General features: G+C 75.2%; 10 protein-coding genes and 1 riboswitch. Of the genes, 7 read left to right on the forward strand and 3 right to left on the reverse strand.

The features are described 5' to 3' along the window. Positions 1–75 precede the first annotated feature (75 nt). Genes ACFV4G_RS03915 through ACFV4G_RS03925 form a run of 3 tightly spaced genes read left to right on the forward strand, consistent with a single transcriptional unit; the run spans position 76 to position 8,934 of the window. On the forward strand, positions 76–7,374 hold the full coding sequence (locus tag ACFV4G_RS03915; protein ID WP_380436145.1) for an amino acid adenylation domain-containing protein: 7,299 nt from the start codon (positions 76–78) through the stop codon (positions 7,372–7,374). Next, positions 7,367–7,552, forward strand: coding sequence for an MbtH family protein (locus tag ACFV4G_RS03920; protein WP_380436147.1), 186 nt, complete (start codon positions 7,367–7,369; stop codon positions 7,550–7,552). The genes ACFV4G_RS03915 and ACFV4G_RS03920 overlap by 8 nt, the downstream gene beginning before the upstream one ends. Further along, on the forward strand, positions 7,549–8,934 hold the full coding sequence (locus tag ACFV4G_RS03925) for a DHA2 family efflux MFS transporter permease subunit (RefSeq protein ID WP_380436149.1): 1,386 nt from the start codon (positions 7,549–7,551) through the stop codon (positions 8,932–8,934). Before ACFV4G_RS03920 ends, ACFV4G_RS03925 begins: the two co-directional genes overlap by 4 nt. 81 nt (positions 8,935–9,015) lie before the next feature. Here ACFV4G_RS03925 and ACFV4G_RS03930 read toward each other — a convergent pair whose 3' ends face one another. Then, on the reverse strand, positions 9,016–9,879 hold the full coding sequence (locus ACFV4G_RS03930) for an MBL fold metallo-hydrolase (RefSeq protein ID WP_380436151.1): 864 nt from the start codon (positions 9,877–9,879) through the stop codon (positions 9,016–9,018). Between the two features lie 12 nt (positions 9,880–9,891). Further along, positions 9,892–9,961: riboswitch (guanidine-III (ykkC-III) riboswitch) on the reverse strand. 126 nt (positions 9,962–10,087) lie between these two features. Here ACFV4G_RS03930 and ACFV4G_RS03935 point away from each other — a divergent pair. Further along, a complete protein-coding gene (locus ACFV4G_RS03935) occupies positions 10,088–10,954 on the forward strand; it encodes a zinc-dependent metalloprotease (protein WP_380436153.1) in 867 nt (288 codons plus the stop codon). On the opposite strand, the gene ACFV4G_RS03940 is transcribed toward ACFV4G_RS03935, so the two are convergent. Continuing rightward, positions 10,884–12,086 carry an alpha/beta hydrolase-fold protein gene (locus ACFV4G_RS03940; protein ID WP_380436155.1) on the reverse strand — a complete coding sequence of 401 codons (1,203 nt, stop codon included), beginning with the start codon at positions 12,084–12,086 and terminating at the stop codon, positions 10,884–10,886. The two genes, ACFV4G_RS03935 and ACFV4G_RS03940, sit on opposite strands and share 71 nt — an antisense overlap. 86 nt (positions 12,087–12,172) lie before the next feature. Then, positions 12,173–14,359 carry a Fe(3+)-hydroxamate ABC transporter permease FhuB gene (gene fhuB, locus ACFV4G_RS03945; protein WP_380436157.1) on the reverse strand — a complete coding sequence of 729 codons (2,187 nt, stop codon included), beginning with the start codon at positions 14,357–14,359 and terminating at the stop codon, positions 12,173–12,175. Between the two features lie 106 nt (positions 14,360–14,465). Here fhuB and ACFV4G_RS03950 point away from each other — a divergent pair, with 106 nt between their 5' ends. The 3 genes from ACFV4G_RS03950 to ACFV4G_RS03960 all read left to right on the forward strand — a co-directional run bounded on the left by ACFV4G_RS03950 (position 14,466) and on the right by ACFV4G_RS03960 (position 20,074). Continuing rightward, on the forward strand, positions 14,466–15,467 hold the full coding sequence (locus ACFV4G_RS03950; RefSeq protein WP_380436159.1) for an ABC transporter substrate-binding protein: 1,002 nt from the start codon (positions 14,466–14,468) through the stop codon (positions 15,465–15,467). Between the two features lie 31 nt (positions 15,468–15,498). Further along, positions 15,499–16,281 carry an ABC transporter ATP-binding protein gene (locus tag ACFV4G_RS03955; RefSeq protein ID WP_380436161.1) on the forward strand — a complete coding sequence of 261 codons (783 nt, stop codon included), beginning with the start codon at positions 15,499–15,501 and terminating at the stop codon, positions 16,279–16,281. A 370-nt stretch (positions 16,282–16,651) separates the two neighbouring features. Further along, complete coding sequence (locus tag ACFV4G_RS03960) at positions 16,652–20,074, forward strand: NACHT domain-containing protein (RefSeq protein ID WP_380436163.1); 3,423 nt, start codon at positions 16,652–16,654, stop codon at positions 20,072–20,074. The last annotated feature ends 49 nt before the right edge of the window (positions 20,075–20,123 follow it).

Consider the following 20,123-nt stretch of genomic DNA (forward strand, 5'->3'; position numbering starts at 1 on the left):
CTTCCCGTTCCGCCTTCCCGTTCCGCCTGCCGGACCCGACCGGACCCGACCGGACCCCGAGGAGCTCCCCGCACCATGCCCCGCCACCAGGCCGCGTCCGACCCAGCCGCCCCCCTCCGAGGAGCGGTCGCCGACCTCCCGCTGCTCGCCACCCAGGCGGCCATCTGGTTCGCCCAGTCGCTCGACCCCGGCAGCCCGGCGTACAACACCGGTGACGCCGTCGAGATCACCGGCCCGCTCGACGAGACCCTGTTCGAACGCAGCCTCCGGCGGGCGGTCGGCGAGGCCGAGGCGTTGAGCGCCGTCGTCGTCACCGGCCCGGACGGCACGCCGCGCCAGCGGCTGCGCCCCGGCCGCCCCTGGCCGCTGCACCGCCTCGACGTGAGCGCCGCCGCCGACCCCGACGCCGAGGCCGACGCCTGGATGCGCGCCGACCTCGCCCGCCCGGCCGACCTCACCGCCGGCCCGCTGTTCACCCACGCCCTGATCCGCCTCGCCGCCGACCGGCACCTGTGGTACCGGCGGATCCACCATCTCGCCGTCGACGCCTATGCGTTGGCCCTCCTGGGCGAGCGCGTCGCGGAGCTGTACACGGCAGGCGCCGGCGGCACCCGTCCCGCCGAGAGCCCGTTCGCCCCGCTCGCCGAACTCGTCGCCGAGGAGCAGGCCTACCGCCACTCCGACGAGTACGCCGCCGACCGCGCCTTCTGGACCGCCCGCCTCGCGGACACCGGCAGCGCCGCCGCCACCACCGACGCGACCGCCGCACCGGCCACGTTCCCCGGCCGCACCGCCGATCCCGACGCGAACGCCAACGCCACCCCCGCCACCACCGCCCCGCCCCTGCGCCTCGCCGCCGACCTCCCCGCCGGCACCCGCGACCGCCTGGAGCGCGCCGCCACCGCCGCCCGCGCCACCTGGGCCGAACTCGTCCTCGCCGCCACCGCCGGCTACCTGCACCGCCTGGCCGCCACCGAGGACGTCGTCCTCGGCCTCCCGCTCGCTAACCGGCGCGGCCCCGCCGCCCTGCGCACCCCTGTCGCCACCGCCAACGTCCTCCCGCTGCGCGTCGCCGTCCACCCCGCCGACACCGCGGACGGGCTCCTGCGCCGGGTGGTCCGCGAACTGCGCGCCGTCCGCCGCCACCAGCGCTACCCCCTGGAGGACCTGCGCCGCGACCTCGCCCTGACCGGGGACCGCCGCGCCCTGTTCGGCCCGGTGGTCAACATCAAGGCCTTCGAGGGCGACCTCGACCTCGCCGGCCTGCCCGGCACCGTGCGCAACCTCGCCGCCGGCCCGGTCGACGACCTCGCGCTCGCCGTCTCGCCCGGCCCCGACGGCGCCCTGCGGCTGGTCCTGGAGGCCGACCCCGTCCGCTACGACGCCGACGCGCTCGCCGCCCACCGGGACGGCCTGCTGCGCTACCTCGACGGCCTCGCCCGGCTGCTCCTCGCCGACCCCGGCACGCCGATCGCCCGCATCGACCTGCTCGACGCCGACGCCCTCCGCCGCGCCACCACCGGCCGCGACGAGCCGCCGGCCGACCGGACGCTGCCCGAGCTGTTCGCCGAGCAGGCCGCCCGGACCCCGGCCGCCGCTGCCGTCTGCTGCGGCGAAGTCGCGCTCACCTTCCAGGAGTTGGACGAGGAGTCGACGCGCCTCGCCCACCGCCTCGCCGCGCTCGGCGTCCGCGCGGGGGCACCCGTCGCCCTGGCCCTGCCCCGCAGCGCCGACACCGTGGTCGCGATGCTCGCCGTGCTCAAGGCCGGCGGTGCCTGCGTGTCGCTCGACCTCGCCCACCCCCGGCAGCGCCTCGCCGCCGTCCTGGCCGACGCCCGCCCGGCCTGCGCCGTCGGTACCGCCGCCGCCCTCGCCGGGCTCGACCTGCCGGGCCACGTGCCCACGATCGTCCTCGACGCGTCGCTCCCCGAACCACAGTTCCCCGAACCGTCGCTCCCCGAACCACAGTTCCCCCAACCGCCGCTCCCCGAACCGCCGGTCACCGTTCTTCCGGCGCCCCAACTCGCCGACCCCGCCTACATCCTGCACACCTCGGGTTCCACCGGCCGGCCCAAGGGCGTCGTCGTCACCCACGCCGCGCTGGCCAACCTCCACGCCGGACACGGCGAGGACCACATCGCCCCGGCCGTCCGGCGCACCGGCCGCACCCGCCTGCGCGTCGCCCACAGCGCCTCCTTCGCCTTCGACGCCTCGTGGGACCCACTGCTGTGGATGGTCCACGGTCACGAACTGCACCTCCTCGACGACGCCACCTACCGCGACCCGGCCGCCCTCGTCGCCCACGTCGACCGCGAGCGCGTCGACTACCTCGACGTCACCCCGTCCTACCTCGAAGTCCTGCTCGCCGAAGGCCTCCTGGACGACGGCCGGCACCGCCCGGCCGTCATCGCCGTCGGCGGCGAGGCCACCCCGCCCGCGCTGTGGCAGCGCCTCGCCGCGGTCCCCGGCGTGTGCTCCGTCGACCTGTACGGTCCGACCGAGACCACCGTCGACGCCTACGCGTGGACCCCGGGCCCCGACGGCACCCCCGTCGGCCGGGTGGTGCGCGGCTCCCGGGCCTACGTCCTGGACGGCTCCCTGCGCCCGGTGCCCGACGGAGCCACCGGCGAACTCCACATCGCCGGGGCCTGTTTGGCGCGCGGCTACCTCGGCCGTCCGGACCTCACCGCCGAACGCTTCGTCGCCGACCCGTACGGCCCGCCCGGCTCCCGGATGTACCGCACCGGGGACCTCGCCCGGCGCCGCCCCGACGGGACGCTGGAGTTCCTCGGCCGCGCCGACGACCAGGTGAAGATCCGCGGCTTCCGCGTCGAGCCCGGCGAGATCGCCGCCGTCCTGGCGCAACTCCCCGACGTCGAGCGGGCCGTGGTGATCGCGCGACCGGGCCCGCAGGGCAAGCGGCTGCTCGGCTACGCGGTCCCCGCGCCCGGTGCGACGCCCTCGCCGGCCGCGCTGCGGGCCGGACTCGCCGCCCGCCTGCCCGCGCACATGGTGCCGGCCGCCGTCCTCGTCCTCGACGACCTGCCGCGCACCGCCCACGACAAGCTCGACCACCGCGCCCTGCCCGAACCCTCCGCCACCGCGGGCGGATCGGAGCCCGCGGCCACCCCGCAGGAGGAGGTCCTGTGCGGCCTCTTCGCCGACGTCCTCGCCCTCGCCGAGACGCCCGGCCGGGAGGCGTCCTTCTTCGACCTTGGCGGCCACTCCCTGCTCGCGGGCCGCCTCGCCGCCCGCGTCCGCGAGACCCTGGGCGCCACCGTCGGGTTCGCCGACGTCTTCCGCCACCCCACCCCGGCCGGGCTCGCCACCCTGCTGCGCGAGCGTTCCGCCCCCGAGCCGCGCCCCGCCCTCGTGCCCGTCCCGCGCGCCGAGCGCATGCCGCTGTCGCCCGCCCAGCGCGGACTCTGGTTCCTGCACCGGCTCGAAGGCCCCAGCCCCACCTACAACATCCCGCTCGCGCTCACCCTCACCGGTCCGCTCGACCGGGACGCGCTCGCGCTCGCCGTCGCCGACCTCGCGGCCCGGCACGAGATCCTCCGCACGGTCTACGGCGAGGAGCCCGACGGGACGCCGTACCAGCGGGTACTGCCCGCCATGCCCGTTGCGCTGCACCATGGCGACAGCCTTGCCGAGGCGGTCCGCCACGCCTTCGACCTGACGGCCGAACCGCCCCTGCGGGCAGGCCTGTTCAGGGACGGCGAGCAGGAGCACGCGCTCCTCCTCCTGCTCCACCACATCGCCGGCGACGGCGCGTCCACCACCCCGCTGGCCCGCGACCTCGCCACGGCCTACCGCGCCCGGGCAGCCGGGTCCGATCCCGAATTCGGCGAACTCACCGTCCAGTTCGCCGACCACGCCGCCCGCCAGCGGCAGCTCCTCGGTACGCCCGAGGCGCCGGCCCCGCTCGCCGCCCGGCAGCTCGACCACTGGCGGACCGCGCTCGACGGCCTGCCCGACCAGCTCGAACTCCCCACCGACCGCCCGCGCCCGGCCGTCGCCGGACACGACGGCGCCACGGTGCCGTTCGCGCTCGGCGCCGAGGCCCACGCCGCCCTCGCGGCGCTCGCCCGGGCCACCGGCACCACCGTCTTCATGGCCGTCCAGGCGGGTCTCGCCGCCGTGCTCACCCGGCACGGCTGCGGCACCGACATCCCGGTCGGCACCCCGGTGGCGGGTCGCGACGAGCCGGAGACCGCCGCGCTGGTCGGCTACTTCGTCAACTCGGTGGTCCTGCGCACGGACACCTCGGGCGACCCGGGCTTCCGAGAGCTGCTCGGGCGCGTCCGCGGCACCGTCCTGGCCGCGCACGAGCACGCCGACCTGCCGTTCGACCGGCTCGTCGAGGAGCTCAACCCGCCCCGGTCGCTGGCCCGGCACCCGCTCTTCCAGGTGATGCTGGCCTGGCAGAGCCGCCCGGACGAGGACTTCGCGCTGGCCGGGGGCCTCACCGCCCGCATGGCCGCCGTGCCCACCGGCACCGCCAAGTTCGACCTCACCCTCAACGCGGGCGAGCTCCCCGGCGGCGGCATCGGCGGCTTCCTGGAGTACCGCACCGACCTGTTCGACGCGTCCACCGCCGAGGCCCTGGCCACCCGGCTCGCCCGGCTCCTGACCGCTGCCGCGGCCGACCCCGACACCGCCATCGGCCGACTCCCGTTGCTCGGCGAGGAGGAGCGCCGGCGCGCACTCGTCGACTGGAACGGCACGCCCGTCCCCTCGGTGCCCGGTCCTGGGCTGCCTGGCCCTGGCGTGCCCGGCGCGACGCTGCCCGAGCTCTTCGAGGCGGCCGCAAAGGCCAATCCCGGGGCCGTGGCCGTCGGTTACGGGGACGATCGGCTCGACTACGCCGAACTCGGCGCCCGCGCCGACCGCTTGGCCCGCGCCCTCGCCGCGCGCGGCATCGGTCCCGGTACGATCGTCGCGCTCGCCCTGCCCCGCTCGCTCGAACTCGTCGTCGCCCTCCTCGCGGTGACCAAGTCCGGCGCGGCCTACCTGCCGCTCGACCCCGACTACCCGGCCGACCGCCTCGCCTACATGCTGGCCGACGCCGCCCCCGCCGCCCTCCTCACCGATCGCGCCACCGCACCCCGGCTGCCCGGCAACGACGTGCCCCGACTCCTCGTCGACGACGAAGAAGAGGCGTTCCCCGCCGTCCCGCTCGCCCAGCACGAACGCACCCGTCCACTGCGGGCCGACGACACCGCCTACGTCATCTACACGTCCGGCTCCACCGGCCGGCCCAAGGGCGTGCCCGTCACCCACCGCAACGTCGTCCGGCTGTTCGGCGCCACCGACCACTGGTTCGGCTTCGGTCCCGAGGACGTCTGGACGCTCTTCCACTCCTACGCCTTCGACTTCTCCGTCTGGGAGCTGTGGGGCGCCCTGCTGCACGGCGGCCGGCTGGTCGTCGTCCCGCACCTGGTCAGCCGCGACCCGGCGGCCTTCCTCGACCTGCTCGCCCGCGAGCGCGTCACCGTCCTCAACCAGACCCCGTCCGCGTTCTACCAGCTCAGCGCCGCCGACCGGGACCACCCCGGGCGCGAACTCGCCCTGCGGTACGTCGTGTTCGGCGGCGAGGTGCTCGAACCCGGCCGCCTCGACGACTGGTACGCGCGGCACCCCGAGGACGCGCCCGTCCTGGTCAACATGTACGGCATCACCGAGACCACCGTGCACGTCACCCACCGCGCCCTCGACCGGGCGAGCGCCGCCGCCGGAACCGGCAGCACCATCGGCGTCAACATCCCCGACCTGCGCGTCTACGTCCTCGACGAGCACCTCCAGCCCGTGCCGCCCGGCGTCACCGGCGAGATGTACGTCGCCGGGGCCGGCCTCGCCCGCGGCTACCTCGGCCGTCCCGCGCTGAGCGCCGGGCGCTTCGTCGCCGACCCGTACGCCGAGCTGTTCGGCGAGCGCGGCACCCGGATGTACCGCTCCGGCGACCTCGCCCGCCGCCGCGCCGACGGGGAACTGGAGTACCTCGGGCGGGCCGACCAGCAGGTGAAGATCCGCGGCTTCCGGATCGAACCCGGCGAGATCGAGGCCGTCCTGGCCGCCCACCCGGGCGTCGCCGACGCCGCCGTGGTCGTCCGGGAGGACGCACCCGGCGACAAGCGGCTCGTCGGCTACGCCGTCGCCACGGCCACGCCGGACGAGCTCCGCGCCCACGCCGCCGCCGGACTGCCCGCCCACATGGTGCCGTCCGCGGTCGTGCTCCTCGACCGCCTCCCGCTCACTGCCAACGGCAAGCTGGACCGCCGCGCGCTGCCCGCCCCCGAGGCGCCCGCCGCCGGCGCCGGCCGTCCGCCGCGCACTCCGCGCGAGCAGCAGCTGTGCGAACTGTTCGCCGAGGTCCTGGGCGCCCCCGCGGTCGGCGTCGAGGACGACTTCTTCGCCCTCGGCGGCCACTCGCTGCTGGTCGTCCGCCTCGCCGGCCGGATCCGCGACGTCCTCGGCGTCGACGTGGGCATCGGCACCCTGTTCCGTGCCCCGACGGTCGCCGCCCTGGACACAGCCCTGGCCGCCGGGGACGAGGACGCCGACGCGCTCGACGTCCTGCTCCCGCTGCGGCCCGCCGCACCCGGACGGCAGGCCCCGCTGTTCGCGATCCATCCGGCGGGCGGCCTGAGCTGGTGCTACACCGGGCTGATCCGCCACCTGCCCGCCGACGTGCCGATCTACGGCCTCCAGGCGCAGGGCGTCGGCGCCGCCACCGCGGAGGAGCCGCTGCCGCGGAGCCTGGAGGAGCTGGCGGCGCACTACGCGGACCGGCTGCGCGAGGTGCAGCCCGACGGCCCGTACCGGCTGCTCGGCTGGTCCACCGGCGGCATCATCGCGCACGCCGTCGCCGTCCGGCTCCAGGAGCTGGGCCACGCCGTCGAGCTGCTCGCCATCCTGGACGCCTACCCGGCCGAGGGCTTCCGCGAGCTGCCCGTCCCCGACCAGGCCGAGGCGCTGGAGGCCCTGCTCACCATGGGCGGCTTCGGCCCGGCCGACCTCGCCGGCCGGCCGCTCGAACTCGCCTCCGTCACCGCGCTGTTGCGCCGCGAGGGCAGCCCGCTCGCCGGGCTCGGCGACGCCACCGTCGAGGCCCTGAACCGGATCTACCTCAACACCAACCACCTCGTGCGCGGCTACGACCACCGGCGCTTCGACGGCGACGTGCTGTTCTTCCGCGCGACCGTCGACACCATCGACGAGACGCTCGTGCCCGAGCTGTGGACGCCGTACGTGTCCGGCCGGATCGCCGACACCGACGTCGCCTGCTCGCACAAGGACATGACCCTGCCCGCACCCATCGCGCACATCGCCCGCGTGATCGCCGACCACCTGGAGAACGCCACCCATGAGTGACGCACCCGCCAACCCCTTCGACGCCGACGGCGACTTCCTCGCCCTCGTCAACGGCCAGGGCCAGCACTCCCTCTGGCCCGCCTTCGCCGCCGTCCCGGCCGGCTGGGACGTCGCCCACGGCCCGTGCGCCCGCACCGCCGCCCTGGACTGGATCTCCGCGCACTGGACCGACCTGTGACCGCACCCGCCGAGGCCCGGCCCCTTCTGGCCGGCCGGGCCGCGGTGGTCGTCGCCTACACGGCCGCGATGTGCATGAGCGGCCTGGACTCGACGATCGTCAACCCCGCGCTGTACACGATCGCGGGGGACTTCGGCCGGCCGGTCGAGGCGGCCAACGCGGTCGAGACCGCGTTCCTCGTCGGCCTCGCCGCCGGCCTGCCCGTGGCCGGCTGGCTCGGCGACCGGTACGGGGTGAAGCGGGTGTTCCTCGGGGCGCTGGCCGCGTTCACGCTCGCCTCCGCGCTGTGCGCCGCGGCGCCCGGGCTGGGCGCACTGGCCGCCGCCCGGGCCGTCCAGGGCGTCGCGGGCGGCCTGCTGACGCCGGTCGGGATGACGCTGCTGTTCCGGGCCTTCGCCCCGCACGAGCGGGCGGGCCTCGGCAAGGTGCTGATCGTGCCGACGGCACTGATGCCCGCCCTCGGCCCGCCGCTCGGCGGGTTCCTCACCGAACACCTCTCCTGGCACTGGCTGTTCCTCGTGAACGTGCCGATCGGCGCGGCCGCCGTGGCCGTCGGGCTCGTCGGCCTGCGGGCGGGGGAGGAGCCCCCGGCCGGACGCTTCGACACCACCGGCTTCCTGCTCGCCACCCCGGGCCTCGGCCTGCTCACGTACGCGCTCGGCTTCGGCCCGGCGCAGGGCTGGTCGTCGCCGGAGGTGCTGGTGAGCGGGGTGACCGGGACGGTGCTCCTCGTGGCCGTCGTGCGTCACCAACTCCGGTCCGCCGAACCACTGGTGGACCTGCGGCTGCTCGCCGACCGCACCTTCGGCGCCGCCGCCCGGCTCGCGCTGCTGACGTCGGCCGGGCTGATGGGCGCGCTGTTCGTTCTCCCGCTGCTCTACCAAGTGGCCCTCGGCGCCTCGGCGCTGGACGCGGGCCTGAGCGTCTTCCCCGAGGCGGTGGGCCTGATGGCTGCCTCCCAGGCGGTGGACCGCCTCCTGCCCCGCCTCGGCCCGCGCCGCCTGGCCGTGCCCGCCCTGCTGCTGGCGGCGGCGGTCCTGACCGCGCTGGCTCTCACCGAAGACCCGTGGGCGGTAAGGGCGTTGATGTTCGCCGTGGGCCTGGTCCTGGGCACCGCCGTGCTCACCCTGCAGATCGCCGGCTTCGCCGACGTCCCGCCGCCCGCGACGGGCCGGGCGATGGCCCTGTTCACGATCGTCCGCACCCTCGGCGGAGCCCTGGGCATCGCGACGACCGCCGCCCTCGTCGCCCTCCTGGCCGACGGCGACAACCCCACCCCCTACCGCATCGCCCTCCTCGCCACCGCCCTCCCGATCGCCGCCGCTGTCCTCCCCGCCACCCGCCTCCCGAAGGCCCTCGCGCCCCCGCCACCGGAAGACTGATCACGCGGAGAGTCGATCCGCATCCCCGAACCGTTCGGCTTCGAGCTCGACCTGTCGGGGCTGGTCCCCTACCGGGACTGACTATTCGCTCGGCCAGAGGATCAGGTTCGGGAGGGCGTGGCGGGTCGGGGTGCCGCCCGACGATGTGAGGGCTGTGCGGATGTCGTGGAGGTCCTCGACCGTGAGCTGGAGCGGGGGTTCGTCGGGCTGGTAGGTGGTGCGGATCGGGTAGTCCACGCCCGGGGTGGTGGTCATCTCGATGTGGCAGCCGAGCACGTGGGTGGCCGGGCGGCGGTCGGCGAGGGCGATCAGGCGGTCGATGCTGCGCGTGAACGCGGGCCAGTCGTCGATGTAGAGCCGCCCGGGGTAGACGGTGTCGCCGGTGAGGAGGACGCCCGTCCAGGGGTCGTAGTACGTGACCGCCGCCGGGTGGTGGCCCGGGGTGGCGAGGCACTCCAGCACCCGGCCGCCGCCCAGGTCGACGAGGGCCACGGCGTCCGGGTCGGTGTCGAAGCCGAAGAAGGGCCATGCGACGGCCGGGTCGGCGGCGACCACGGTCGTGTCGGGGCGGTCGGCGAACTGGCCGTCGCCCGCGACGTGGTCGCCGTGCGGGTGGGTGTGCAGCACGAGCAGTCCGTACCCGTCCCGCGGGTGGCGGGCGAGCCACGCCTCGATCTGTTCGTCGACCACCGCGCGCAGCGGGAAGTGCGCGGCGTCGGCGGTCGCCCCGGTGTCGAGCAGCACCGCCCGCTCGGCCCCGAACAGGAGGTACAGGAACGGCGCCTCGTAGTGGACGGCCTTGTTCTGCCGCAGTACGACCGTGTGCTCGTCGTACGCGTGGACCTGGATCTCCGGCCCGGTGTCGTGCTTGGCCGACGGCGAGCCGTGGATCCACCGCACGTCCAGCGGCCGCGGCACCGGGACGGCCCGGGTGAAGTCGGGCATGACGCCTCCTCCGGTGCGTCGTCTTGTCGGGCCGGGTACGGCGCACGTCTCGTCCGGGGCGGGCGCGCCGGTGCGCCGCCACCGGGACGCTAGCACGGTGCCGGGCCGCCCTCATGACGCTCCGGGGACCGCTTCCCGGACGCCGGTTTCCGGCCGGTCCGGCGCACCGAGTGGGAAGAGTTTTCCAGGCGACGTACAGTTCCGCTTCGTGATCGAGATCGAGATCGTCGTCGAACAGCAGGCGGGCGGTGCGTGGGACGCCCTGGCGGAGGCGGCCCGCGTCCTGACCGGGGAACTGGCCGGTCCCGTCGAGGAGACCACGGGCCTCGACCTCGGCCCCGGGGTGCGCCTCGCGCTGGTGGACCCGGACGCGTTCGCGCAGCGCCGCGAGGCCTACGTGCGCCGGGTCTGCGAGACCGTCCTCGCGGGCGAGGCGCTGGCGGCCGTCGCGGACCCGGCGAAGCGCGAGAAGGCCGAGGCGGCGCTGCGCAAGGGGCCGGCGTCGGCGGACTCCGACCGCAGGATCAGCTGCGTGCCGTCCGGTCGGGTGGTGCAGGACGAGGAGGGCCGGTGGGTGCTCCTGCTGGCCCCGGCGCTGCTGGCGGGCGCGCCGCAGCGGGCCCCGCTGCGCGCGGTGCTGGCGCACCTGCTGACCCACCAGGCCCAGATCCGCGCGGGCGGCCCCCGGCCGGGCGCGGACGCGGTCGAGGCGCTGCTGCTCCACCGGACCTCCGGCGGCACGCGGGAGGACGACCCGGTCCTCGGCGCGCTGTGGGAGGGGCACGCGCGCTGGGCGACGCGCCGGCTGCTGGCCCGGGACCAGGCGGGGGAGCGGAAGACGGCCCGGGCCGCCCGGCTGCTGTCCCGCCTGCCGGGCGTGCGCGCCGAGTCGGACACCCACGAGAAGGCGGTGCGGTTCGTGCGCACGCTGGTCGAGGCGGGTGGGACGGAGACGGTGAACCGGATCTGGACGGACCGCTCCCTGGTGCCGACCCGCCGCGAGCTCACCTCCCCCGCCCGCTGGCTGGCCCGCACGGGGCTGGGGCCCGCGGAGGGCGGTCCCCCGGAGGGGTGAGGGGCCCGGGTCGGCGGCGGTCGCGCAGCAGGTGCGCGAGCCCGTCGGCGAGGCCGCCACGCCAACAGGCGTAGTCGTGCCCGCCGTTGAACTCCCGGTATTCGAGGTCGTAGCCGCGCGCCGTGAGGACGTCGCGCAGGTGGCGGCTCTGGGCGAGGAGCAGCCACTCCTGGAGCCCCACCTCGACGTAGAAGCGCGCCGCCCGGCGCTCCTCGGTGGCGAAGCGGCGGGTGAGCCACTCGCTGCCGGCGTCGAACTCGGTCTCGTCCGGCCACCAGAACGAGCCGGACTGGGCGAGCGCGTTGCCGAAGCGCTCCGGGCGCCGGTAGGCGGCGAAGGCGGCGGTGAGGCCGCCCGCGCTCTGGCCGGCGACGACGGTGGCCGCCGGGTCCGTGGTGGCGCCGAACTCGCGGGCGGCCCAGGGGAGGAGCCGGTCGGCGAGGAAGTCGACGAAGCCCGGGTTGCAGCTGAGGTCGGCCGCGCGCTCGGGGCCCATGGTGTGCACGAGCAGCGCGACCGTCGGGGGGAGGGCGCCGTCGGCCGCCAGGTTGTCGAGGGTGTCGCCGACGGACAGCACCTCGCCCCACATCTCGCCGTCGAGCAGCACCGCCACCGCGTACGGCGCGGCGGGCCCGTCGGCGCTCCAGCCGGCCGGGAGGTGGACGTCCACCCGGCGCCCGTCGAGCGCACGGGCCGTCGTCCGCCCGCGCGGCACGCCGTCGCGCCGGGCCGCGTACGGCTGGGCGGGCGCCTCGGGGAGGCTGAGGACGGTGGCGGGCCGCCGGCCGTCCCGGGCGGGGAGCAGGGGGCCGCCGTGCGGGTCGGGCCGGGCGTCGTCGAGGACGCGCATCCAGTCGGCGCGCGCGGTGCCGGGGGGCGCGCCGTGGAACGGGTACACCTGGTAGGACGCGCGATGGTCGGCCCGCAGGCGGTAGGTGATCTCCCAACGCCCTCTCCCCGTCGGTTTCATGAGGTGCGGGGTGAGGTCGCCGGCGTGCCGGTCCCGGTCCGTGACGGTGTGGACGAGCGCGAGCACGCCGTCGCAGTCCGGGCCGTCGTACGTGAACGTCACCTGCCGGTAGGTCGGATCGTCCGGATCGGGCTCGATGCGCGGGCCCGTCTGCTGCTCCATGGTCCAACTCCCCTTTCGTTCAAGCGAATCAGTCGTCACGCCGCGCTTGCTTTCACGCGGCGCTCGCTCCCGCACCGTGCTCGCCGTCACACCGCGCCGCCCCTGCGCCCGAGCAGCACCCAGAGCAGGAACGGCCCGCCGAGCACCGTCGTGACGATGCCGACCGGGATCTCCACACCGCCGATCAGCACCCGCCCGAGCGTGTCCGCGAGCACGACGAGCAGGGCGCCCGCGAGCGCCGAGCCCACCACCGGGACCCGGGCCGGCCCCGCGAGCCGTCCGGCCAGCACCGGCGCGACGAGGGCGACGAAGCCGACCGGCCCGCACACCCCGACCGCGAGGCCGGCCAGCGCGACGGCCAGCAGCAGGCACACCAGCCGGACGCGCCCCGGCTCGACCCCGAGCGAGGCGGCGACGTCGTCGTCGAAGCGCAGTACGGCCAGCCGCCGGGCCACCGCGAGCGCGACCGGCACCAGGACCGCGAGCCCGGCGAGGACGGGCGCGGCGACGTCGTAGTCGCGCCCGTTGAGGCTGCCGGAGGTCCATACGTACAGCGAGCCCGCCGAGTTGAGCGAGCGGCGGGCGAGCGCGACCTGGACGACGGCCGAGGCGAGCGCCGACATCGCGAGGCTGACGACCAGGACCCGGTAGCCGCGCGCGCCGAGCTCGCCGGAGACGAGGGTGACGGCGAGGACGGCGGCGAGCGCGCCGAGCGGTCCGGCCCACCAGGCACCGAAGGTGCCGGAGACGGTCGCGCTGACGAGCACGGCGGCCGTGGCGCCGTCGTTGACGCCGAGCAGTTCGGGGGTGGCCAGGCGGTTGCGGGCGAGGGTCTGGGTGAGGCAGCCGGCCAGGCCGAGGGCGGCGCCGGCGGCGAGCCCGGCGACGATCCGGCCGAGCCGGAAGCGCTGCACGAGCAGGACGTCGAGCCGGTCGCCGTAGCCGAACACGGCCTGGAACGTCCGGCCGAGGCCGAGTCCGCCCTGTCCGGCGTGCGCGGAGACGACGACGGCGGCGAGCAGGGCGGCGCCGAGCCCGAGCGCGGCGAGCAGCGCGCGGCGGGGGAGGAGCAGCGACCACGCGCCGCGACGCAGGACCAAATCCGGTTTCCCGGGCGGCAGTTCCCGGCCGGGTGGGGAGGACGTGGCGGTCTCGGTGACGGCGAGCGCGGCCGTGCGGCGCGAGCGGACGATGCCGATCAGGGCCGGCGCGCCGATCAGGGCGACGACCACCGACACGGGCGCCTCGAACGGCCGGGCCACCACGCGGGCGAGGACGTCCGCGCCGGTCAGCACGGCGGCGCCGAACAAACCTGCGAGCATGGTCAGTTGGCCGACCCTCGGCCCGGCGGCGGCGCGGGCCAGGAACCCGGCGAGGAGGCCGAGGAAGGAGACCGGACCGGCGAGCGCGACCGCCGAGGCGGTGAGCAGCGTGACGGCGAGCGCGACCGCCGCCCGGGTGGCGCCGGGCCGGTGGCCGAGGCCGCGGGCGAGGTCGTCGCCGAGGGCGAGTGCGGTGAGCGGGCGGGTGGCGAGCGCGGCGACCGCGAAGCCGAGGCCGAGCACCGGAGCGATCCGGCCGAGCGTCGACCAGCCCTCCGTGCCGGCCAGCGAGCCGAGCACCCACACGCGGTAACGGTCGTAGGCCTCCGGCGAGTTGACGATCAGGACGCCGGTGAGCCCGCCGAAGGTCGCGCCGACCGCCGATCCGCCGAGGACCAGCCGCATCGGCGAACCGCCGCCCCGGGCGCCCGCGATCAGCAGCACCAGCACGCCGGACACCAGGGCCCCGCCGAACGCGAACGCGAGGTAGCCGTACGAGCTCTGGACGCCGAGCACGGCGATGCCGAGCACGACCCCGAGGGAGGCGCCCGCGTTGACGCCGAGCAGGCCGGTCTCGGCGAGCGGGTTGCGCGTGACGGACTGCAGCTGCGCGCCCGCGACCCCGAGGGCGGCGCCGACCAGCAGCGCGGCGAGCGTGCGCGGCAGGCGCAGATCGCCGACGACGAGGGCGAGTCGGCCGTCCGCGCGGGCGCCGTCACGGTCCAGCAGGTAGGCGAGCACGCGCCCCGGGCCGACCTCGCCCGCGCCGACGGACAGCGAGAGGGCAGCGAGCGCCAGCAGCGCCGCGAGCACCCCGGCGGCGACCGGCCAGGTCCGGCGGTGGCCCTCGCCCGCCGGCGCCCCGGCGGGCCCGGAGGGCTCGGGGGATGCGGGGGAGCTGCGCGGGCCGGTCCGGGGTGCTTCGTGGACGCCCACTTGCGACAATGTCATAAGGTAAGGCTAACCTAACGTCGAAAGCGGTCCGTCCTGGCGCCCCCGTCGCGCCGATCCGGCGGAGCCCGCCGAACTCCCGTACCACCGCTGCCCGGAGGCACCCATGCCGTACGCCCATAGCCCGCTCCGTCCCGCCCGCCACCGCGCGGCCCGGGTGCTGGCCGTCACCGGGGCGGCCGCCCTCCTCCTCGCCGGGTGCGGTTCGTCGGGTTCGTCGGGCTCCTCTGCCAAGGCGGCCGACGCGCCGCAGTCGTCCGGGGACAAGCGGACCGTCAAGGATGCCACGGGCAAGGCCGTCGAGGTCCCCGCCGCCCCCCAGCGGATCGTCACCCTCACCCAGGAGGACCTCGACGCGGTGCTCGCCCTCGGCGTGCGGCCGGTCGGCATCACCAACGGCCAGGGCCTGGACGCGCCGCCCGCCTACCTCAAGGGCAAGGTCGAGGGCGTCCCGGTGGTCGGCAACCTGCTCCAGCCCGTCATGGACAAGGTGATCGCCGCCAAGCCCGACCTCATCCTGGCCGGCGACATGCAGGACGAGCAGGTGCTCAAGCAGCTGCGCGAGATCACCCCGGCCACGCTCGTCACCATGGCGCCCACCGACGACTGGAAGCTCGCCCTGCGCGGCATCGGAAACGCCGTCAACAAGCTCGACCAGGCCGACAGGGTCATCGGCGACTATGACGCCAAGGCCAAGCAGGCGGGCGAGGGCCTCGGCCCCGGCAAGGGCGCGGCCGTCTCGATCGTCCGCTGGAACCCCACCGGGCCCAGCTGGATGGAGAAGAAGCAGTTCGCGAGCGGCGTCGCCCTCGACATGGGCCTCACCCGCCCCAAGTCCCAGGACAAGGACGGCAACGCGCACGGCCCGGCGCTCAGCCTGGAGAAGCTCGACGAGATCGACGGCGACTGGCTGTTCCTCTCCACCCTCACCGACGACGGCAAGTCCGCCCTCAAGGACGTCCAGTCCAAGCCCGCCTACCGGGAGTTGGGCGCCGTGAAGAACAACCACGCCGTCACGGTGGACGGTTCGGTCTGGTCCACCCGCGGCGGCCCGCTCGCGGCCGGCGTCGTCATCGAGGACATCACCAAGGCCCTGACCGCCTCCTGAACCGCACGCCCATCAACCCTCTGGAGACACCGTGGAGTTGACCGTCCAGGGCCTCACCGCCGGCTACGGCCCCGGGCGCCCCGTGCTCGACGGCGTCGACCTCGCCGTGCCGGCCGGCCGGGTCGTCGCCGTCGTCGGCCCCAACGGCTGCGGCAAGTCCACGCTGCTGCGGGCCGTCGCCCGGCTGCACCGGCCCGACGCCGGGCGGGTCCTGGTCGGCGGCGAGGACGTGTGGCGGCTGCGCCCGCGCCGGGCGGCGCACCGCGTCGCGCTGCTCCCGCAGAGCCCGCAGGCGCCCGAGGCGGTCACCGTGGCCGGCCTGGTGCGCTACGGCCGCCACCCGCACCAGGGCCTGTTCCGCCAGTGGTCCGCCGAGGACGAGCGGCGCACCGCCCACGCCCTGCGCGCCACCGGCGTCGAGGCGCTCGCCGACCGCCGCCTCGACCGCCTCTCCGGCGGCCAGCGCCAGCGCTGCTGGCTCGCCATGGTGCTGGCCCAGGACGCCCCCGTCGTCCTGCTCGACGAGCCGACCAGCGCCCTCGACCTCGGCCACGCCGTCGAGGTGCTGGAACTCGTCCGCGAGGTCGCCTCCGACGGGCGCACCGTCGTCATGGTCCTGCACGACCTCGCGGCGGCGGCCCGCTACGCCGACCTGCTCGTCGCCCTGCGCGACGGCGCCGTCGTCGCCAGCGGCCCGCCCCGCGAGGTGGTCGACCCGGACCTCGTGCGTGCCCTGTACGACGTCGACACCGACGTCCTCCCCGCCCCGGCCGACGGCGCCCCGGTCATCGTCCCGCGCCCGCGCACCCGCTGACGGGCCGCCGCGGCTTCTCCGGGGGTGCCGTCTCCAATTACTCCTTCCAACTCCGCGCAGGCAAGCAACACCTCCGCAGACCTCCTCTGCCCCTTGCCGAGCGCCAACGCCACCCGCCGCGTCCGCTCGGTAGCCAGCCGGATCGTCGTCCGGTGGGAGATCCATGCCCGGAGCACGGAAGCGACTCCCGACACCGCCAGGATCGGCAGAACCATCGGGTTCGTCAGCAAGTCGGTCGACAACACGCCGGACCTCCTCTGGTCATCGCCGCCGGGCCCGGTGCCGGGCGGCCGAAACCCAGACTGTCGACCGGCGGGAGTTTCCCACTAGGCTCCGGAAACCGGGGGAAACACCGGTCGGGCGTGAGAAGTTGGGCGGGGATGCGATGCCTGGGGGGCGTCCGTCGAAGGGCGAGCAGGTGCGGTACCGGGAGCTGGAACCGCTCGCGGCTTGGTTCCGGCAGGCCCTCGCCGAGAAGGGCTACCGCACGCCCAACGCGTTCGTGCAGGCCGGGCTCTTCGACAAGAACCTGGTCTACGGCGTGCACAACGCCGCCAAGTTCTATCCGCTCGCGACCGTGCAACTGCTCGCCACGGCGCTCGGCCGCGACCCCGGAGAGGTCACTCCGCTCTGGAAGCGCGCCAAGCTGGCCCTCGACCGGGCGACCGCCGCCCAACGCGCCGCCGACGCTCCCCGGCTCGCCTCCTGGGACCGCTTGCCCGCCGCTGGGGCCGTGCTGGGCAATCTGCTCGGCGCCCAGGCCGCCGTGGTCGACCGGCTGCCCTACGACCTCCTCGATGTCGTCGAACCGCCACTGTCGGCGATCTACGTGCGCCAGCACGTCCGCGCCCAGACCGTCCGCGAGCCGGCCGACGGCGGCCCGGAGGCGCGCGGCGGCCCGGCGGCGCAGGAGAGGAGCGGCACCAAGTCACCGGAGTGGGACGCCGTGCTGCCCGCCTCGGACCTCCTCGACCGGCACACCCATCTGCTGGTCACCGGCGAGCCCGGGGCGGGCAAGTCCACGCTCGCCCACCACCTCACCTGGCTGCTCGCCCGGATCTGGCTGCGCGAGGAGTCCATCGACGCCGCCCCGACCGCCGAACCGCTCGTCCCGCTGCGCATCGCCGCCCGCGACCTGGTCGGAGAGGAGGGCTCGTGGAGCGCCGCCCTGTGCGGGGCCGCCCTCGCCTGCATGGGCCACAGCCTGCTCGTCGACCCTGAACCGGGCCTTTTCGCAGGCCGTGTCCACGGAGCCCGCTGGCTCGTGATGGTGGACGGCCTCGATGAAGTGACGGACCGGCAGGAACGGGCCGGAATCATTCGGGCCGTCGCCCAGCACGCCCGGGCCGACAGCGCCTACCGCTTCCTCGTCACCTCCCGGCCGCTGCCGGAGACCGAACTCGCACCCTTGCGGGCCGCCGGCTTCGAGGGCTACCGCATGGAGCCTTTTGACGAGGCCGAACTGCGCGCCTTCGCCCACCAGTGGTTCACCGCCCAGGGCGAGAACGCCGAGGCTGCGGCCGCGTCCGTCGCCCGCTTCCTGGAGGAGATCGCGGACGGGCGGCTCAGCGAACTCGTCCGCAACCCCCTGCTCGCCACCATCGCGGCGATCAGCGCCACGCTGGAGCCGCTGCGGGCCCTGCCCAGCAACCGGTTGAGCCTCTACCGGCGCTTCCTGGAGTACCTGCTCCGCCGCCGGGAGGGTGGGGCGCCATGGCTGGAGGACCTGCTGGAGACCCTCGGCCGCTACCGGATCGAACAGGGCGGCCTGCTGACGGCCGCCGCCCGGGAGTGGCTGAAGGGCCGTGCCGACCCGTCCGACCGGGAACTGCGGGCCGTGCTCCTGGACTCGGGCCTGCTGGTCGCCCACGGGGACGACCTCCGCTTCCTGCACCAGTCGTTCGCGGAGTTCCTCGCCGCCCGCTCCTACGCCGCGGAGATTCCCCCGGACTTCCCCGATCTGAAGGCCTGGGTCGCCCGCGCAACCGGCGGCGCGGGCAAGACGCTCGCCCTGTTCACATTCCGCCTGTGGTCGGAGCGGGAGGGCTGCGACGGCGACCTGATCGTCGGGCACCTGCTGGGCGAGGTGGAGATCGAGTCCCTCACCCTGGCCGCTTCGCTGATCGCGGAAGGGGTGACGATCGGCCCGGGGCTCCGGATGGCGTTGGCGGACCGCTTGATGGACTGCGCGCGGAATGACTCCAGCGAGACGGTCGAGGCCATGCGAGGGCTCGCCGCGTTCGGCGATGATCCGATGGTGGTCGAGCGCTTGCGAGCCGTGGCGACCGGGACCGCTCTGGGACTCTTCTATCGGCTCGAGGCGGTCGGCGCGCTCACCAGGAGCCTGCCGGTCATCGAACTCGAAGAGCTGCTCCGGTCTGTTCTGCCCGACACGTACGGACTGCTTCCGCGAGCTGCCCGGATCGCCCGGACCATCAGTTCAGGTGCTCAGAAAGCGGTGATCCAACATGCACATGCCTGGGAAGGAAGGTGGGACCATCTCTGGGCGACGGCCGTCAAGGCGCAAACGCTGGAGACCCTCGGGATTGCCTCCGAGGCGGCAGGATACGCCCGTGATGTGCTGAGCACCCCGGTCGCCGATGCCAGTGACCGGCGAATGGCGGCCGAGGCGTGGCTCAGTGCCGACCCCGGCGCCGCCGGGGAGATCGCCGAACTGGCCCTCCGGTACCCGGGTGCCCGCGGTGGTGGCGCGATATCGGTGGCCTTGGCGCTCGAAAAGCTCGGGGAGGGCTCGGCAGCCGCCAGGATTGCCCAAGGACTGCTGGATTCGGACCTCTTGGACGGCGAGCAACTCCAACAAGCCGCCGAACTGTGGGCCAAGGCCCCGGGCCACGAAGGCGCAGACCTGCTGCTGCAAGCCTTCGAACGGATGGAGCCCGAGGGTGATGGCAGCGGCCTGCTGCCGTCCGCGGCGAAACTGGGAGCGAGTTCGGTCGCGCTGGACTGGGCCCGCACGCATGCCGCCGGGGCGCAGCAGCGGAACGCCAGCGCTTCCCGGATCATCGCCGTGCTGCTGGCCGCTCTCGGCCCGGCGGGCATGGCGGAGATCACCGACCGATTCGGAGGAGGAGAGCGGATCGATCCGTTCGATCTGGTGCCGTGCGCGGAGGAGCTCTTGAACGGCGGCGTTCAGCGTGCGGCGCGGGAATTCGCGGAGCGAGCCCTGCGGACACCCCGTCTCGGCCCGGAACTCTCCGGGCGCGCCGTGGACGTCCTCTATGAGGTCTCCGCGGTGGATGCGCTCGCCGTCCTGGAACGTGAGGCGAAGGGGCTCGCGGGCAGGGACCCGGGCTGGCGTGCCGGGGTTCTCCACGTGCTGGCGCTGAAGGAGGGGGACCGGCATCACGGCCTGATGGTCGAATTGGCGCACTGCCAATTGCAGTCCCCGGAGGTCGACGGTCAGGAGTTGCTCGATGCGCTGAGGATTCTGGTGCTCGTCGAAGGCAGGAAACACGTCGACCGGCTGGTCGACACGGTCATCACCGACCCGAGGGTGACTCTCGGTCAGATGGTCGACCTCGCGTCCGACCTCGTCTCCATCGGCGAGCGGGAAGCTGCCGTCCGCCTCTGGTGGCGCCTCCTTGAGGACTTGGTGCCGCCGCGCGTCCTCGAGTGGCACCTCCTCCGGGACGTTCAGCGTGCGGACCTGGTCCCCGAGGCGGTCGCCAAGATGACCGAGCTGATCGACGCCGAATCCACCGCCCCCGCCAAGCGGCTGCGCCTGCGCCAGATGCGGGCCTGGCTCCGGGAGGCTGCGGAGCCCGGGGCGTAGCAGCGGATCGTTCACTCGTTCGAGGGGTTTGGTTTCCGCAGGTCGTGGA

The organism is Kitasatospora sp. NPDC059747 (genome assembly GCF_042732955.1).
Lineage (GTDB): Bacteria > Actinomycetota > Actinomycetes > Streptomycetales > Streptomycetaceae > Kitasatospora.

What these genes read in the sequence shown, in the direction of transcription:
- ACFV4G_RS03915 (WP_380436145.1), top strand. Translation starts at nt 76, where the DNA reads ATGCCCCGCCACCAGGCCGCGTCCGACCCAGCCGCCCCCCTCCGAGGA.
- ACFV4G_RS03920 (WP_380436147.1), top strand. Translation starts at nt 7,367, where the DNA reads ATGAGTGACGCACCCGCCAACCCCTTCGACGCCGACGGCGACTTCCTC.
- ACFV4G_RS03930 (WP_380436151.1), bottom strand. Translation starts at nt 9,879, where the DNA reads ATGCCCGACTTCACCCGGGCCGTCCCGGTGCCGCGGCCGCTGGACGTG.
- ACFV4G_RS03940 (WP_380436155.1), bottom strand. Translation starts at nt 12,086, where the DNA reads ATGGAGCAGCAGACGGGCCCGCGCATCGAGCCCGATCCGGACGATCCG.
- fhuB (WP_380436157.1), bottom strand. Translation starts at nt 14,359, where the DNA reads ATGACATTGTCGCAAGTGGGCGTCCACGAAGCACCCCGGACCGGCCCG.
- ACFV4G_RS03950 (WP_380436159.1), top strand. Translation starts at nt 14,466, where the DNA reads ATGCCGTACGCCCATAGCCCGCTCCGTCCCGCCCGCCACCGCGCGGCC.